Genomic DNA, 15,842 nt, shown 5'->3' on the forward strand with positions numbered 1-15,842 from the left:
GCGGAAGAGGCCCGCGACATGGCGGGGCAGGTGTCCCCGGGCCGCGCGCCCCCGGGGCGCCACCCAGCCCTCCACCACCGGCTCGCCTCCGTCCCCGCGCATCCCCACGCCTGCCTCCCGTGAACGTCCCCTCCGAGCAACAAGATGGGGCGCGCGAGCGCCGGAATCCGCCCCCGCCCGCCCACGGGCAGGGCAGGCAGCCAGCCGGGCCACCAGCGACCGGCGGTGGGTGGACGGCCGTGCACGGGCAGGGTGAAAATCAACGGAAATACAACCCGGACGCGCCTGCCTACCTACCCGTCGGAATGTGTTTCCGGGGTGGATGTAGGGACGGAAACTTCACCAGTGAATTCATAGAGGATGAACCCATCTCATGACCGATGTAAGCAGGCCGCCCACACGCAACATCCGGGCGGCTGACACGAGAATCAATTTGTCCGCTGCACCCTGCCCCGAAAGCCTCCCCCCATGGCCCTGCGCACCGACCTCTCGAAGCCCGTTGTCGCCCCCCAGAACCGCACGGACACGAAGCCCGTGAACACCGTGAAGCCCCAGGGCCCGGTGGGGATGAGCTCCCAGTCCAGCTTCAGCGCGGGCGCGCCCTCCAAGGCGAAGGCCACGGTGGCGCTGAACGGCGTGGGCCAGAAGCTGACGCCGGGCCCGGTGGACCTCTCCAGCCCCCAGGCGCAGCAGGCCGTGCAGCAGACGGTGGCGTACGTGAACCAGAAGAACCCGCAGCTGACGGGCATCACGGGCGGCACGTCGTTCGCGCCGCGGTCGGTGGAGCGCGACCAGCTGGGCATGACGCACGTGCGCATGGACCGCATGCACGAGGGCGTGAAGGTCGCGGGTGAGCAGGTCATCGGCCACCTGGACGCGAAGGGCCAGTTCGACAGCCTGACGGGCGACGTGTCCAACATCCCGGTGGGCCTGGGCAAGGCGCCCACGAAGCTCAACGCGAAGGACGCGCTGGCGGTGGCGCAGAAGGACTTCAACGGCGACACGTCCCGCGCCCCCACCGCGGAGAAGGTCATCGTGAAGGGCAAGGACGGCCAGTACCACGCCGCCTTCCACGTGACGCTCACCGACACGTCCGTGTCCAACGGCAAGGACCCGCGCTCGATGAACTACTTCATCGACGCGAACACCGGCGAGTCCCTCAAGCAGTACAACACCCTCAGCCACCTGGACCGCACGACCCACGCGAAGCGCGCCGGGGGCACCTCCGGCACGCCGGCGACGCCACCCCGCCGACGGCGCCCACCCCGCCGGGCACGGGCCGCGTGGCGGACGACCAGACGATGTACAGCGGCAAGGTCGACATCCAGACGACGAAGAACAAGGACGGCACGTACTCGCTGGAGGACAAGACGCGCGGCAAGGGCATCGTGACGTACGACGCGAAGAACAAGGCGGAGGCGTCCGGCACCACGGGCTTCGTCGACAAGAACGACGTCTGGGGCGAGAAGACCGACCCGTCGCGCGCCGCCACCGCGGTGGACGCGCACTACGGCGCGGAGATGACGTACGACTTCTACAAGGAGATCCTCGGCCGCGACTCCATCGACGGCAAGGGTGAGAAGCTCATCTCCTACGTGCACACCGACGTGAACCTGGTGAACGCGTTCTGGGACGGCGAGAAGATGCAGTACGGCGACGGCGACGGGAAGGACTCCGGCCCGCTCACCACGCTGGACATCGCCGGCCACGAAATCACCCACGGCCTCACGGAGCGCACCGCGGGCCTGGAGTACGAGGGCGAGTCCGGCGGCCTCAACGAGTCCTTCAGCGACATCATGGGCACCGGCGTGGAGTGGTTCGCCAGCCAGAAGAACAGCTCGGTGAAGTCCGACTGGGCGGTGGGCGAGGACGCGTGGACGCCCAAGAACGGCGACAACACGGACGCCCTCCGCTACATGAACGACCCGACGTCGGACGGCTACTCCATCGACAACTACAAGGACTTCGCCAAGAACCCGGAGGTCCACGGCTCCAGCGGCATCGCCAACAACGCCTTCTACCTGCTCACCGAGGGCGGCAAGAACAGGACGTCCGGCATCGAGGTGAAGGACGGCATCGGCATGGAGAAGAGCCTCAAGGTCTTCGGCCGCGCGCTCACCACGTACATGACGCCGCAGACGAACTTCTCCCAGGCCCGCGCCGCCACCCTCAAGGCCGCCACGGACCTGTACGGCAAGGACTCCACCGAGGTGAAGAAGGTCGCCGAGGCCTGGACCGCCGTCGGCGTGACCAGGTAGTCCGCTGAAGTTCCCAGGCCCGGGCGGGAGTCTCACGGCTCCCGTCCGGGCCTCGTCGTTTCACTGCTTCGCCAGGGCCTCTTTGCGTTCCGCCTGCGGGTCGCGGACATGCTCTCCGACGACGTCCACCGTCACCTGGTGGAGCGTGCCGGTGAACTCGAAGGGCGCGGCGTAGCGCTGGCTCACGGACGACTGCTCGTCCCGGCCGCACGTGAGCCCCTCCCCCAGGCTGATGGCCACCGGCATGGTGTCGTCGATGGTGCTCTGCGCCACCAGGTCCCCGTTGATGTAGAGCCGGCCGCGTCCGGGAGCCCCCTTCCCCACGGCCAGGTCCGGCTTGCCGGTGGGCTCGAACTCGAACTTCAGCTCCGAGCGCCCCTCCGGCACGTCCACCGCCGACTCGATGTGGAACTCGCGCTCGCCGACGAAGTTGTAGACGTAGTGCAGCTTCCGGTCCTGGATGAAGAACGTGTAGCCGCCGGTGAGCCCCCCGTGGCAGAGCAGCACGCCCTCCGTGCCGGGCTTCACCTCCGCGTCGGCGGTGATGGTGTGCGGCCGGTTGAGCACGTGCACCGCCGCGTTCTCCGGCGCGGGCGACGTGTGCGGCCGGTACACGTAGTGCGTGCGGGCCTTCGTGAGCTGCGGGCGCTCCATGGCGAACATGGCGAGGGTCGGCGACGCGAGCGGGAACACCTGGTAGCGCCCCGCTTCGGCGTACCAGAGGGCGATCATCTCGATGAGCTTGCCCCGGTTCTCCTCCGCCACGTTCTGGGTCTCGGAGCAGTCCTCGGCCACGTGGTACAGCTCCCAGCCGCGCGCATCCAGCTCGCGCAGCCGGCCCTCGTCGAGCAGCGACTGGCCGAACGCCTCTCCGGCCTCCGTGAAGGACGGGCCGGGGAACGGGCACACCGCGCGCCAGCCGTCGTGGTAGATGGCGCGGGAGCTGAACATCTCGAAGTACTGCGTGCGGTGGTGGCTCTGCGCGTTCGCGTCGTTGAACGTGTGCCGGAAGCTGACGCCCTCCAGGGGTGACTGGGTGACGCCGCGGATCTCCCGTGGCGGCTCCAGGCCCAGGCAGTCCAGCACCGTGGGCACCATGTCGATGGCGTGCGCGTACTGCGTGCGCACCTGGCCCTTCGCCTGGATGCCCCGGGGCCAGTGGACGAGGAACGGGTCGGTGGTGCCGCCCCGGTACGTCTCCCGCTTCCAGCGCCGGAACGGCGTGTCCCCCGCCCAGGCCCAGCCCCACGGGTAGTGGTTGAAGTACTTCGGCCCGCCCAGGTCCTCCAGCGCCGCCAGGTTCTGCTCCAGCGACTCCGGCGTGTTGTTGAAGAACTTCAGCTCGTTCACGGAGCCGTGCGGTCCGCCCTCGGCGCTGGCCCCGTTGTCGGACAGCACCATGATGAGCGTGTTGTCCAATTCGCCTGTGTCCTCCAGGAACTGGAGCAGCCGCCCGATGTGGTGGTCCGTGTGCTCCAGGTAGCCCGCGAACACCTCCATCATCCGCGAGTAGAGGTGCTTCTCCTCCGGAGGCAGCGAGTCCCAGTCCTGCACGTCCGGGTCGTGCCGCGACAGCCGCGTGCCCTTTGGAATCACGCCCAGCTCCAGCTGCTTCTGGAACACGCGCTGCCGGTAGGCGTCCCAGCCGTCGTCGAACTGGCCCGCGTAGCCGTCCGCCCACTCCCGGGGGACGTGGTGGGGCGCGTGCATGGCGCCCGGGGCGAAGTAGAGGAAGAAGGGCTTGTCGGGCGCGACCTGCTTGGTGTCCGCGATGCAGTCCATGGCCCGGTCCACCAGGTCCGGGGTGAGGTGGTAGCCCTCCTCCGGCGTGGCGGGCGGGCGGGTGGCGTGGTTGTCGTGGACGAGGTCCGGGTAGTACTGGTGCGTGTCCCCGCCCAGGAAGCCGTAGTAGCGCTCGAAGCCGCGGCCCAGCGGCCAGCGCGAGTACGGCCCGGCGGCGCTCGTCTGCTCCGCGGGGGTCAGGTGCCACTTGCCCAGGGCATACGTGTTGTAGCCGGCCTCCATCAGCATCTCGGAGAGGAAGCCGTTCTCGAAGGGGATGGTGCCGTTGTAGCCGGGGTAGCCCATCGACGTTTCGGTGATGGTGGCCATCCCATTGGAGTGGTGGTTGCGGCCGGTGAGGACGCACGAGCGCGTGGGCGAGCACAGCGCGGTGGTGTGCATGTTGTTGTAGAGCAGCCCGCCCTTCGCCAGCCGGTCCAGGTTCGGCGTGCGGATGGGCGAGCCGTAGCAGCCCAGGTGCCCGAAGCCCGTGTCATCCAGGATGATGAACAGGACGTTGGGCGCGCCCGGCTTCGAGCGCAGGGGGGAAGGCCACGCGGGAGACGACTGCTCCCAGGTGCGGCCGATGACGCCGGGGAAGGGACTGCCGGGCTTGTATTCCTTGAGGGACATGAGCGAGCGCGCCTCCACGCGAAGCGAAGTGTTCTCTTGCGTGAGGTGCATCGCCCGGCAGGACAATGAACCTGCCCTCCGGACGGAAGCAGCCGGCCCCAGGCCCCGGCCGCCTCCCTCTTCACCCCCCGCTCACGTCACCGGGAACGGGTTGCGCTCGTGGAACTGGCGCTGGTGGAAGTACGGGTACGGCCAGGGCACCGTGCTGGCGGCGTCCAGCGTGGCCACCTGCGCGGGCGTGAGGTTCCAGCCGATGGCGCCCAGGTTCTGGCGCAGCTGCTCCTCCGTGCGCGCGCCGATGATGACGTTGGACACGGTGGGCCGCTGGAGCACCCAGTTGAGCGCCACCTGCGGCACGGTCTTCCCGGTCTCCTGGGCCACGGCGTCGAGCGCGTCCACGACCTTGAAGAGGTACTCCTCCGGCACCTGCGGGCCGCCGGCCGCGGTGGCGGGGTTGTTCAGGCGGCTCAACTCCGGCTTCGGCGCGCCCCGGCGCAGCTTGCCGGTGAGCCGGCCCCAGCCCAGCGGGCTCCACACCACCGCGCCCACCTTCTGGTCCTGCGCCAGCGGCATCAGCTCCCACTCGTAGTCGCGGCCCACGAGCGAGTAGTAGGCTTGGTGGGCCACGTAGCGCGCCAGGTTGTAGCGCTCCGACACGGCCAGCGACTTCATCAGGTGCCAGCCGGAGAAGTTGGAGCAGCCGAGGTAGCGGATCTTCCCCGCGCGCACGAAGCCGTCCAGCGTGTTGAGCACCTCCTCCACCGGCGTCACCGCGTCGAAGGCGTGGAGCTGGAACAGGTCGATGTAGTCCGTCTTCAGCCGGCGCAGCGCGGCCTCCACGGCGCGCGTGAGGTGGAAGCGCGAGGAGCCCACGTCGTTGGGCCCCGGGCCCGCGCGGAACGTGGCCTTGGTGGAGAGGATGGCCTTGTCGCGCCGCCCCTCCAGCGCCTTGCCCAGAATCTCCTCCGCGAGCCCCGCGGAGTAGCCGTCCGCGGAGTCGAACATGTTCACGCCCGCGTCCAGCGCGATGTCCACCAGCCGCGTGGCCTCCTTCACGTCGCTGGAGCCGAAGCCCTTGAAGAACTCCCCCGAGCCGCCGAACGTGCCCGTGCCCAGACTGAGGACGGGGACCTTGAAGCCAGAACCACCCAGCTGCCTGTATTCCATGACGTTCACCTCGTGAGGGACCGGAGGAAGCAAAGGCGGCCCAGGTAACGGCCCGTGGCGCGGCGCGCAACCGTCGTTTCGAGGCCTGCGTCGTGCTTGAAGCGGGGCGGACGCGCGCCCATCATGCGCGCGCCTTCCCGGACGGGAAGGCAGGGGTCCAGGTCCCACGTGAGCACGTCCGCGCCACCCGCATCCGGCCGTCCCCCCGTCCTGCGGGCGCTGCGCTATCTGCGCCGCTACCGCCTGGAGGCGCTGGGGGCGCTGCTGTCGCTGCTGCTCGTCTCCGTGGCGAACCTGGGCGCGCCGCAGATGATCCGCATCGCCATCGACCAGGGGCTCGCGCGCGGGGAGGCGCGGCCCGTGTGGCTGGCGGTGGGAGGGCTGGTCGCCATCGCGCTGGGGCGCGGCCTGTTCAACTTCCTGCAGGGCTACCTGGCGGAGCGCGCTTCGCAGGGCGTGGCGTTCGACCTGCGCGACGCGCTCTTCGCGCGCATCCAGCGGCTGTCCTTCAGCTACTACGACCAGGCGCAGACGGGGCAGCTGCTCACGCGGCTGACCAGCGACGTGGAGGCGGTGCGCACCTTCGTGGGCAGCGGCGTCGTGCAGTTCGCCGCCGCGGCGGCGATGCTGGTGGGCTGCGCGGGGCTGCTGCTGTACCTGGACCCGGTGCTGGCGCTGGCGGCGCTGAGCTCCGTGCCGCCCATCCTGTGGGTGCTGCGCCGGTTCATGGGGCGGATGCGGCCGCTGTTCGGCCAGCTGCAGGCGCTGCTGGGCGTGCTCAACACCACGCTGCAGGAGGACCTGCGCGGGCTGCGCGTGGTGCGCGCCTTCTCCGGCGAGGCGCGGGAGCTGGAGCGCTACGGGAAGACCAACGCGGCGCTGAAGGAGAAGAACCTGCGGGTGGTGGACGCGCTGGCCGGCAACTTCCCCTTCGTCACCCTCTGCGCCAACCTGGGCACGCTGATGGTGGTGGGCGTGGGCGGCTGGCGCATCTTCCACCAGAGGCTGACGCTGGGGGAGCTGGTGGCCTTCAACAGCTACCTGGCCTTCCTGCTGATGCCCCTGATGACGCTGGGCTTCTTCGCGGCCAGCATGTCGCGAGCGGGCGCGTCCGCGCAGCGCGTCTTCGAGCTGCTCGACACTGCGGTGGAGGTGGCGGACCGCCCGGGCGCGGTGCCGCTGCCTCCGTTGCAGGGCCGCATCGAGCTGCGCGACGTGCGCTTCCGCTACGCGGGCAGTGACCGGGAGATCCTGCGCGGCGTGAGCGTGACGCTGGAGCCCGGGCAGCTGGTGGCGGTGCTGGGCACCACCGGCTCCGGCAAGAGCACGCTCATCAACCTGCTGCCGCGCTTCTACGACGTCACCGGGGGCGCGGTGCTGCTGGACGGGCATGACGTGCGGGACGTGACGCTCGCCAGCCTGCGCTCGCAGCTGGGCGTGGTGCTCCAGGACGCGCTGCTGTTCTCCGGCACGGTGCGGGACAACATCGCCTACGGGCGCCCGGAGGCCACGCGGGCCCAGGTGGAGGCCGCGGCGGAGGCGGCCCAGGCGGCGGAGTTCATCCGCGAGCTGCCCCAGGGCTACGACACGGTGGTGGGTGAGCGCGGCGTGGGGCTCTCCGGCGGACAGCGGCAGCGGCTGGCCATCGCGCGGGCGCTGCTCACCGACCCGCGCCTGCTCATCCTGGACGACAGCACGTCCGCGGTGGACGCGCGCACGGAGACCGCCATCCAGGGCGCGCTGGACGCGCTGATGCGGGACAAGCGCAGGACGGCGCTGGTCATCGCCCAGCGCATCAGCACCGTGCGGGACGCGGACCTCATCCTGGTGCTGGACGAGGGGCGCATCGCCGCCAAGGGGCGCCACGAGGAGCTGCAGGCCACCAGCGAGCTGTACAACGACATCCTCGGCTCGCAGCTGCTGCCCCGCGCGAAGAGGAGGTGGCATGAGGCGGCCGGGAAGCATCGAGGCCATGGCGGAGCTGGAGTCCGGCCGCGCGAAGCAGCGCGGCAAGGTGCTGCGCAGGCTCCTGGGCGAGCTGCGCCCGCACGCGCGCCTGCTCGCCACGGCGTGGGGCTTCATCCTGGTGGGCGCGGCGTGCCAGGCCCTGGGGCCGTACCTGTTGAGCCGCGCCATCGACCGCGACATCGGCGCGGGGGACGGCTGGGGGCTCCTGAAGACGCTGGGGCTGCTGCTCGGCGTCTACGTCGTGGGCACGCTGTCGCAGCAGGCGCAGACGTGGCGGGTGGGCTACGCGGGGCAGTACGTGCTGTCGGACCTGCGCCAGCGCCTCTTCGAGCGGCTTCAGCGGCTGCCGCTGTCGTGGTTCGACCGCCGCCCGCTGGGCGACCTGATGAGCCGCCTGCTCAGCGACGTGGACACGCTCAACCAGCTCTTCGCGCAGGGGCTGACGCAGCTGCTGGGGTCGCTGCTGGGGCTGGTGGGCGTGCTCGTCGCGATGTTCGCGCTCAACGCGCGGCTGGCGCTGGCGTGCTTCTCCCTCATCCCCGCCATCGTGCTCACCACCTGGTTCTTCGCGTCGCGGGCGCGCAACGCCTACCGCAAGACGCGGCAGACGGTGGGCGACGTGACGGCGAACCTCCAGGAGGAGATTGGCGGCGTGCGGCAGGCGCAGGCGTTCAACCGCACGGAGAAGAACATCGAGCGCTTCCGCGACCGCAACGCGGCCAACCGCGACGCGAACGTGGCGGCGGTGGGCATCACGTCCGCGTTCTCGCCGGCCATCGACCTGCTCTCCACGCTGTCCACCGCGCTGGTGATTGGCTACGGCGGCGCGCTGGCGCTGGACGGGCAGCTCACGGTGGGCGGCGTGGCGGCGTTCCTCATCTACGTGCAGCAGTTCTTCCGGCCGGTGCAGCTGGCCGCGTCCGTGGCCGCGCTGATGCAGTCCGCGCTGGCGGGGGCGGAGCGCATCTTCACCATCCTCGACGAGGCGACGGAGCCGCCGGACGTGCCCGGGGCGGTGGAGCTGGGACCGCTGAGGGGCGAGGTGGCGTTCGAGGGCGTGTCCTTCGGGTACGACCCCGCGCGCCCGTGCTGCGCGACGTGTCCTTCCACCTGAAGCCCGGGCAGACCCTGGCGCTGGTGGGGCGCACGGGCGCGGGCAAGACGACGGTGGCCAGCCTCGTGCCGCGCTTCTACGACGTCACCGGGGGCGCGGTGCTGCTGGACGGGCATGACGTGCGCCAGGTGACGCGCGGCAGCCTGCGCCGGCAGATGGCCATGGTGCTCCAGGAGCCCTTCCTCTTCAGCGGGAAGGTGGCGGACAACATCGCCTACGGGAAGCAGGACGCCACCCGCGAGGAGGTGGAGGCGGCGGCGAAGGCGGTGCACGCGCACGACTTCATCACCCGGCTGGCGCAGGGCTACGACACGGTGCTGGGCGAAGGGGGCGCGACGCTCAGCCAGGGGCAGCGGCAGCTGCTCGCGTTCGCGCGCGCGGTCATCGCCAATCCGCGGGTGCTCATCCTCGACGAGGCGACGGCGAACATCGACACGCGCACGGAGGCGCTCATCCAGCAGGCGCTGGGGCAGCTGCTGTCGGGCCGCACGAGCATCGTCATCGCGCACCGGCTCAACACCATCCGCCACGCGGACCTCATCCTGGTGCTGGAGCACGGCGCCGTGGTCGAGCGCGGCACCCACGCGGAGCTGCTCGCGAAGGGCGGGCACTACGCGGAGCTGTACCACCAGCAGTTCCGGGACACGCCGGAGACGGCGGCCAAGGCCCTGGGCTGAAGGAGCGCCGCCGGAGCGGCGCAGGCCTGCATCCGGCTTGCACGGCCGGCGCCCCTTCGTTACCCAGCGGCCGAGGGTGCGGCCCCGGCGGCGTGCGCTTCGCGTTGGCAGTCCCCATCTCCAGCATTCATCGCGGCGGGCCCTGGCGCGCACCCTCTTCACCTTTCAAGGAGCAGGCATGGCAGGCAGTCGAGGGACAGCGTTGGTGACGGGCACGTCCGCGGGAATTGGCGCGGTGTACGCGCGGCGGCTGGCGGCGCTCGGGTATGACCTCGTCCTCGTCGCGCGGCGGGAGGAGCGGCTGAAGGCGCTGGCGGCGGAGCTGACGGCGGAGCATGGCATTCGCGCGGAGGTGCTGCGGGCGGACCTCACGGTGCACGCGGACCTCCAGCGGGTGGCCGGGCGCGCGGCGGGCGACGACATCACCCTGCTCATCAACAACGCGGGCGTGGGCGGCTACGGCCCGTTCGCGCAGGTGGAGCCCGCGGCCCTGGAGGGGCTGGCGAACCTGCACATGATGGCGCCCATGCTGGCCACGCGCGCGGCGCTGCCCGGCATGCTGGCGCGCGGGAGGGGCGCGGTCATCAACGTCGCCTCCCTGCTCGCCTTCTCCGGCGCGTTGCCGCCGGGCCCCCTGCCCCACCGGGCCACCTACGCGGGCGCGAAGGCGTTCCTCGTCCACTTCACCCGCACGCTCGCGGGCGAGCTGCGCGGCACGACCGTGACGGCCCAGGTCGTCTGCCCGGGCATGACCTTCACCGAATTCAACGGCGGCTATCCCGGCACCATGTCGCCGGAGGACGTCGTCACCGCGTCGCTCGTCGCGCTGGAGCGTGGCGAGACGGTCTGCGTCCCCGGGCTGGAAGCCGCGGAGGCCCTCGCGGCCCTGGAGAAGGCCGAGGCCGGCCTGCTGCGCGGAGCCACCCACTCCCTGGCCGGACGCTACCGGGCTTCCTGAGTTCGCGGGGAAACGCATTTCCTGCACATGCATCCATTGGGGCATTCACCTGCACGGAGGAAACACCCATGAGCGGAACCTCGACGCGACCCGCGGAGCAGAGCGGCACCTTCAAGCTGGGCGGGGACCTGCCCGTCCACCGGCTGGGCTATGGCGCCATGCAGCTCACCGGCCCCGGCATCTGGGGCCCGCCCAAGGACCGGGCGGAGGCGGTGCGCGTGTTGCGCCGCGCGCTGGAGCTGGGCGTGGACTTCATCGACACGGCGGACTCCTACGGCCCCTACGTCAGCGAGGAGCTCATCGCGGAGGCCCTGCACCCCTACGCCAAGGGGGTGGTGGTGGCGACCAAGGCGGGCCTGGTGCGCACGGGGCCCAATGAGTGGCACCCGGTGGCGCGCCCAAGTACCTGCGCCAGCAATTGGAGATGTCGCTGCGCCGGCTGAAGCTGGAGCGCATCGACCTGTACCAGCTGCACCGCATCGACCCGAAGGTCCCGGTGGAGGAGTCGCTGGGTGAGCTGAAGGCGCTGCAGAAGGAAGGGAAGATCCGCCACATCGGCCTGTCGGAGGTGTCGGTGGAGGAGATTGAGCGGGCGCGCAAGGTGGTGGACATCGTGTCGGTGCAGAACCGCTACAACCTGACCGACCGCGTGCACGAGAAGGTGTTGGACTACTGCGAGAAGGAGAACCTGGGCTTCATCCCGTGGTTCCCGCTGGCGACGGGCGGCCTGGCGAAGCCGGGGAGCACGCTCGACTCCGTGGCGAAGAAGCACGACGCGACGCCGGCGCAGATTGCCCTCTCCTGGCTGCTGGCGCGCTCGCCGGTGATGCTGCCCATCCCCGGCACGTCCTCCGTGAAGCACCTGGAGGAGAACCTCGCGGGCGCGGAGTTGAAGCTCACGAAGGACGAGCTGGCCGCCGTGGATGCGCAGGCGACGGGCCGCTGACGCGGCACCTTCGCTTCGCTTGAGGCACCCCACCGGCCCGCGGGCGGACGGGGTGCTCGCGGTCCATCAGGTGGCGAGCGTTCGTCGGCCACGAATCTTCGTGAAGGCGTGCGAGCTCAGATAGGCATAGCTCTGGGGCGCCCGTAGCTCCGGAGAGATGTCCCCCAGCGGGAAGGGCTTCGCGAAGACGTGGACCTTTCCCACCTGGATCGCAACGCCGCCCTCACATTGCGAGAAGTACCGGTCGTAGTCCTCCTTCAGGATGGCACCCACCCGCGAGTATCGACGCCAGAGCTGCGCGGGCGGGGCTTCATCAATGCCCAGGATGTCGAAGAAGCCGACGACCTGCTTCACCGGGCTGGAGGAGTAGACGACGACGTGCGAGACCTCCCGCCGGAAGGCACGCTTTCGGAACTCGACGCGCTTGAGCCCCTCCAGGATGGACGTCGCATACTGGGGCTGGATGGGAAGCAGGACTACAGCCCGAGGCGTCGGCGAAGCCATTCACGTCCTCCCTGCTGCACCGTGGTGATGGACTGCGGAGGGCCGTTGAGCACTCCGTGACGACAGAGGTCACCCAGAGGGATTGGCTCCTTCAGGATGGCTGCTTGTCGGAACAAGATGGCGAGCACTTCGCCATTCGAGCATAGGGTCTGCATGTCGCGAAGGGAGAAGACCGTGCGTTTCCCCACCGTGGCAGCGAGCTCATCGACATCGGTGGACACCAGCGTCTGCTCGGCGACGCCTATGACGGTCACGGCCTTCTGGGAGTGGCTCAAGTAGAACAGCAGGGACGCACCGGGCTCTATCTGACGGATCACGGCCCGGCACAGATAAGCCTTCCGCAAGCCATTTCCAAAGGGGTGCAGGCCGGCCTCGAGTGACAGCTGTGAATCCGCATCCGGGAAGAGCAGGTGATGGAACCGGGGCTCGATGGGGATGATGAAGGAAGGTGCATCGAACCTCATTGCGGGTGGGCCATGGCGCACGTGGAAGTCGAGCGGAGCCAGGGCCACGTGCGGGTCCCCTGCCCGCATGCGTTTCACAAGGATGAGTTCGCCAGATTCCGTACGCCCCTCGACCTGGAAGCCGAAGTCCTCGAACACGGCAATCAGCGCACCCTGGCGCTCGTATGCCGTCACGTAGACGAACGCATGTCCGTTTTCCGAGACATGCTCGAAGACGCTCTTGAGAAGAAGCTCGCCCAGGCGTCGGCCTTGATGCTCCGGCGCGACCTTGAACGTACAGAGCTTTAGCGTACGGCCCTTGTAGCCCAGGACGCCTTCCTCCTCCTTGATGAGACACAGGGCGGCCAGATGACGCCCCTGTCCCCGCACCACCCAGCATCGGCGGTGTTCCATCTGGCACTTGCGAAGCCAGGCGCCGAACGGCGGGTAGTCTGCCCGGAGGCTGTCGAAGAAGGGATCGTCCGCGTCGACATCATGCGCGAACGTGAACTCCACCGCAGGTGGCGGCCGGGCGAACCGGGCTCGCAAGCCCTGCAACATGGCCAGGGTTTCGCTGACCGTGGCAACGCGTTCCTTCAACCCGACGCACTTCGCCTTCCGGTGGATGCGCAAGTCCTCGGTCACCAGCACGCCCACGGCGTTGGACCGCACAGCAGCAAGTAACTGGTGGTCCACCCAATCATTCGAGTGAAGTTCAGGGCTCCCCAGCACTTCGTCCCAGCTGGCGGGAACAGGAGGCGGCGCGGGGAGTGGGAGGTACTTGCCGAGCAGCAACTCGCGAAGCTCGCGGCGCCCTTCGTCCCGGTCCCTCTCGACATCCACCCTCGTGGCCGGATGGATGAAGAGTTGATAACCAGCCTCTTCGATGGCTCTCAACAAGCGGGCTGCGGGTTCCGTCAACTCCTCGACCTGCCCGGGCGAGGTGGGCTCCAACGGAATCAGGACGTTCGTATCAATCAAGAGCTTCGTGACATCCCCCTCACTGCTGTCATGAGGCGTGAAGCCTACTCACAGGTCTGACACCCCTCACTTCCGCTTCACGTAGCGCAGGAGGTGCGGCAACTGGGATTGAACCATCGCGGCGGTCCACTCGCTCTCAAATCATACAGTGACACGGCCCACGTACCCGCCGGAGACCGCCCCCGGCCCTCCTCGCGGGAAATCCCTTCCAGACAACGGGTGTAACCGCCGCCAGCCCCCCTGCGTAGAGGGAGCAACACTTTCGGGCGTCGCGATTCCGCGAGGCCCCTGGAGGCTCCCGCAATGTCCATCCGCTCCTTCCGTGGAAGCGCCGCCTGCGCCGCGCTCGGTCTGCTCACGCTGTCCGCCTGCGGCTCCGACGACGACGCCGAGCAGTCCTCCCGGCGCTTCCGCGTGCGCATCGAGAACGTGGCGCCCTTCCAGCAGCTCAAGTCCGGCCGCTTCGACACGAAGGTGAGCGGCACGTCACCGGGCCCGCTGGCCCCGGGCGACACCTACGAGTTCAGCTTCACCGCGGGCCTCAACCACCGGCTCTCCTTCGCCACCATGTTCGGCCAGTCCAATGACTGGTTCTTCGGCACCGAACCCCAGGGCATCCCGCTCTACTCCGCCGAGGGGCAGCCGCTGACGGGGGACATCACCTCGCGCGTGCTCCTCTGGGACGCGGGCACGGAGGTGGACGAGGAGCCCGCCGTGGGCCCGCACACCGGCCCGAAGCAGAGCGCGTCCACGGATGGCCCGGGCATCAAGGACTCCAACGCCATGGTGCGGCGCGTGGGGACGCGGCCCGTGCTCAGCAACGGCCAGACGTTCGCCATGCCGGACCTCGCGTCGATGATCCGCGTGCAACTGGCCCACGACGCGGCCACGCACCGCTTCACCGTGCGCATCGAGAACGTCTCCGACGACCGCGTCACCCTCAACACCTCCGAGGGCATCAAGCCCGTGCGCATCTCGCCGGGAGTGTGGACCGTGACGGCGGGCAGCGAGCCCCTCTTCACCGAGGGCCAGCCCGACCGGGGCCAGGGCCTGGAGGCCATCGCCGAGGGCGGCGACACCACCGCGCTGCACACCTGGCTCACGCCGCTGAACGGCGTGGCCACGCCCCTGTCCCCGGGCGTCTTCGCCGTGCACAACACCACCGCGCCGCTGTTCACGGAAGGGGCGCAGGACCGGGGGCAGGGCCTGGAGGCGCTCGCGGAGATGGGCGACACCTCGAGCCTGGCCAGCGCCCTCTCCACGACTCCGCCCATGGGCGTGAGCGCGTCAGGCACCTTCAACACGCCGGTGGACGCGGCCGCGCCCGGGCCCCTGCTGCCGGGCCACGCCTATGAGTTCACCGTGACCGCCCGCCCGTCGGAGCGGCTGTCCTTCGCCACGATGTTCGGCCAGTCCAACGACTGGGTCTTCGGCACCGACGAGCAGGGCATCGCCCTCTTCGACAGCGCCAACACCCCGCTGGCGGGCGACATCACGTCCAGGGTGTACCTGTGGGACGTGGGCACGGAGCTGGACGAGGAGCCCGCCGTGGGCCCGCACCAGGGTCCCCCCGAGTGGAGCCTGGACACGGACAGGACCGTGCGCCGGGTGCCCGCGTCGCGCTACGCCACGCCGCTGGCCCAGCACCTGCGCGTCACCGTCTCCGAGGCGAACTAGACACGCCGGCCGCGGGGGGGGGGCGGGGCTTCAGACCGCCTCGCGCTCCAGGGTGTCCTCGTCGTCGGAGTCCACCGCGGGCCCGTCCTGGAAGGCGCTGGGCAGCAGGCTGAAGGGCAGCACCTTCGCCAGCGCCGCCAGGAGCAGGATGCCGCCCGGCGCGGCGAAGATGGCCAGCGCGGGGATGGCCTTCGCCACGTCGATGAGCTGGGCGCGCATGCGCTGGCGCTCGTCGGCGGTGAGCTTCTGGCGCCGCGCCGCCTTGGTGAGCAGCACCGCCAGGTCGCCCGTCTCGCGCGCCTCCTGCATGAGCCGGTGGAAGTTCTTCTCCAGCGTCTCCTGCATGCCGCCCATGAGCTCCTCGCCCATGGCGCCCGCCGCGTCCGACACGGTGAAGACATCCACCAGCGAGCGGTGCCGCGCGTAGAACTCCGCCATCTCCAATTCCAGACGCCGCAGCTCCGCCTGGGGCACGTGCAGCGCGCCCGCCAGCGTGTCGATGAAGGCCCGCTCCCGCCGCGTGCGCCGGCCGTCCACCAGCGCCGCCCAGCAGCGTCTGCTCCAGGAGCAGGTGCCGCATGTCCACGCTGCGCACGCGGCGCACCACGGCCCGCACGTCGCGCTTGCGCTCGAAGGACTGGCGCACCGCGGCCTTGACCTCGCCCTCCAGCGCGTGCGGCAGCTTCAGGCCCTCCACCTGCCGGAGGATGGCGCGGCGCGCGGGCTGGCTGGGC

General features: G+C 69.9%; 10 protein-coding genes and 4 pseudogenes. 8 read left to right on the plus strand and 6 right to left on the minus strand.

Annotation, left to right across the window (positions count from 1 at the left end):
* Nucleotides 1-468 precede the first annotated feature (468 nt).
* Nucleotides 469-2,258 (plus strand): annotated as a pseudogene (locus tag ACLEQD_RS19235) (M4 family metallopeptidase).
* 60 nt (nucleotides 2,259-2,318) lie between these two features.
* Here the strand turns inward: ACLEQD_RS19235 and ACLEQD_RS19240 are convergent.
* Both ACLEQD_RS19240 and ACLEQD_RS19245 read right to left on the minus strand, forming a co-directional pair.
* Nucleotides 2,319-4,673, minus strand: coding sequence for an arylsulfatase (locus ACLEQD_RS19240; protein ID WP_410385765.1), 2,355 nt, complete (start codon nucleotides 4,671-4,673; stop codon nucleotides 2,319-2,321).
* Nucleotides 4,674-4,805: 132 nt separating this feature from the next.
* Nucleotides 4,806-5,840 carry an aldo/keto reductase gene (locus ACLEQD_RS19245; RefSeq protein WP_410385766.1) on the minus strand — a complete coding sequence of 345 codons (1,035 nt, stop codon included), beginning with the start codon at nucleotides 5,838-5,840 and terminating at the stop codon, nucleotides 4,806-4,808.
* 309 nt (nucleotides 5,841-6,149) lie between these two features.
* On the opposite strand from ACLEQD_RS19245, the pseudogene ACLEQD_RS19250 reads away from it, so the two are divergent.
* A pseudogene (locus ACLEQD_RS19250) lies at nucleotides 6,150-6,845 on the plus strand (ABC transporter ATP-binding protein); the annotation flags it as partial.
* A gap of 291 nt (nucleotides 6,846-7,136) precedes the next feature.
* Nucleotides 7,137-7,481 (plus strand): annotated as a pseudogene (locus tag ACLEQD_RS19255) (ATP-binding cassette domain-containing protein); the annotation flags it as partial.
* Here the strand turns inward: ACLEQD_RS19255 and ACLEQD_RS19260 are convergent.
* Nucleotides 7,421-7,663 (minus strand): hypothetical protein, encoded by a 243-nt coding sequence (locus ACLEQD_RS19260; RefSeq protein ID WP_410385774.1) that lies wholly within the window; start codon nucleotides 7,661-7,663, stop codon nucleotides 7,421-7,423. The pseudogene ACLEQD_RS19255 and the gene ACLEQD_RS19260 overlap by 61 nt on opposite strands.
* Before the next feature lie 122 nt (nucleotides 7,664-7,785).
* Here ACLEQD_RS19260 and ACLEQD_RS19265 point away from each other — a divergent pair, with 122 nt between their 5' ends.
* The 4 genes and pseudogenes from ACLEQD_RS19265 to ACLEQD_RS19280 all read left to right on the plus strand — a co-directional run bounded on the left by ACLEQD_RS19265 (nucleotide 7,786) and on the right by ACLEQD_RS19280 (nucleotide 11,503).
* The gene (locus ACLEQD_RS19265) at nucleotides 7,786-8,922 is read left to right on the plus strand and encodes an ABC transporter ATP-binding protein (RefSeq protein ID WP_410385772.1); all 1,137 of its coding nucleotides are present in this window, start codon (nucleotides 7,786-7,788) and stop codon (nucleotides 8,920-8,922) included.
* Nucleotides 8,895-9,599 (plus strand): ABC transporter ATP-binding protein, encoded by a 705-nt coding sequence (locus ACLEQD_RS19270; RefSeq protein ID WP_410385773.1) that lies wholly within the window; start codon nucleotides 8,895-8,897, stop codon nucleotides 9,597-9,599. Before ACLEQD_RS19265 ends, ACLEQD_RS19270 begins: the two co-directional genes overlap by 28 nt.
* Before the next feature lie 178 nt (nucleotides 9,600-9,777).
* Nucleotides 9,778-10,557: an SDR family NAD(P)-dependent oxidoreductase gene (locus ACLEQD_RS19275; protein ID WP_410385767.1), complete on the plus strand. Its 780-nt coding sequence runs from the start codon at nucleotides 9,778-9,780 to the stop codon at nucleotides 10,555-10,557.
* Between the two features lie 158 nt (nucleotides 10,558-10,715).
* Nucleotides 10,716-11,503, plus strand: a pseudogene (locus ACLEQD_RS19280) (aldo/keto reductase).
* Nucleotides 11,504-11,569: 66 nt separating this feature from the next.
* On the opposite strand, the gene ACLEQD_RS19285 reads toward ACLEQD_RS19280, so the two are convergent.
* Both ACLEQD_RS19285 and ACLEQD_RS19290 read right to left on the minus strand, forming a co-directional pair.
* Nucleotides 11,570-12,007: a hypothetical protein gene (locus tag ACLEQD_RS19285; protein ID WP_410385768.1), complete on the minus strand. Its 438-nt coding sequence runs from the start codon at nucleotides 12,005-12,007 to the stop codon at nucleotides 11,570-11,572.
* Entirely contained in the window at nucleotides 11,980-13,431 is a 1,452-nt protein-coding gene (locus ACLEQD_RS19290) for a GNAT family N-acetyltransferase (RefSeq protein WP_410385769.1), read from the minus strand. Before ACLEQD_RS19290 ends, ACLEQD_RS19285 begins: the two co-directional genes overlap by 28 nt.
* Before the next feature lie 303 nt (nucleotides 13,432-13,734).
* On the opposite strand from ACLEQD_RS19290, the gene ACLEQD_RS19295 reads away from it, so the two are divergent.
* The gene (locus ACLEQD_RS19295) at nucleotides 13,735-15,108 is read left to right on the plus strand and encodes a spondin domain-containing protein (protein ID WP_410385770.1); all 1,374 of its coding nucleotides are present in this window, start codon (nucleotides 13,735-13,737) and stop codon (nucleotides 15,106-15,108) included.
* Nucleotides 15,109-15,138: 30 nt separating this feature from the next.
* On the opposite strand, the gene ACLEQD_RS19300 is transcribed toward ACLEQD_RS19295, so the two are convergent.
* Nucleotides 15,139-15,645, minus strand: coding sequence for a hypothetical protein (locus ACLEQD_RS19300; protein ID WP_410385771.1), 507 nt, complete (start codon nucleotides 15,643-15,645; stop codon nucleotides 15,139-15,141).
* Between the last annotated feature and the right edge of the window lie 197 nt (nucleotides 15,646-15,842).

This window comes from Corallococcus sp. 4LFB (genome assembly GCF_046520365.1).
Classification (GTDB): Bacteria; Myxococcota; Myxococcia; order Myxococcales; family Myxococcaceae; genus Corallococcus; species Corallococcus caeni.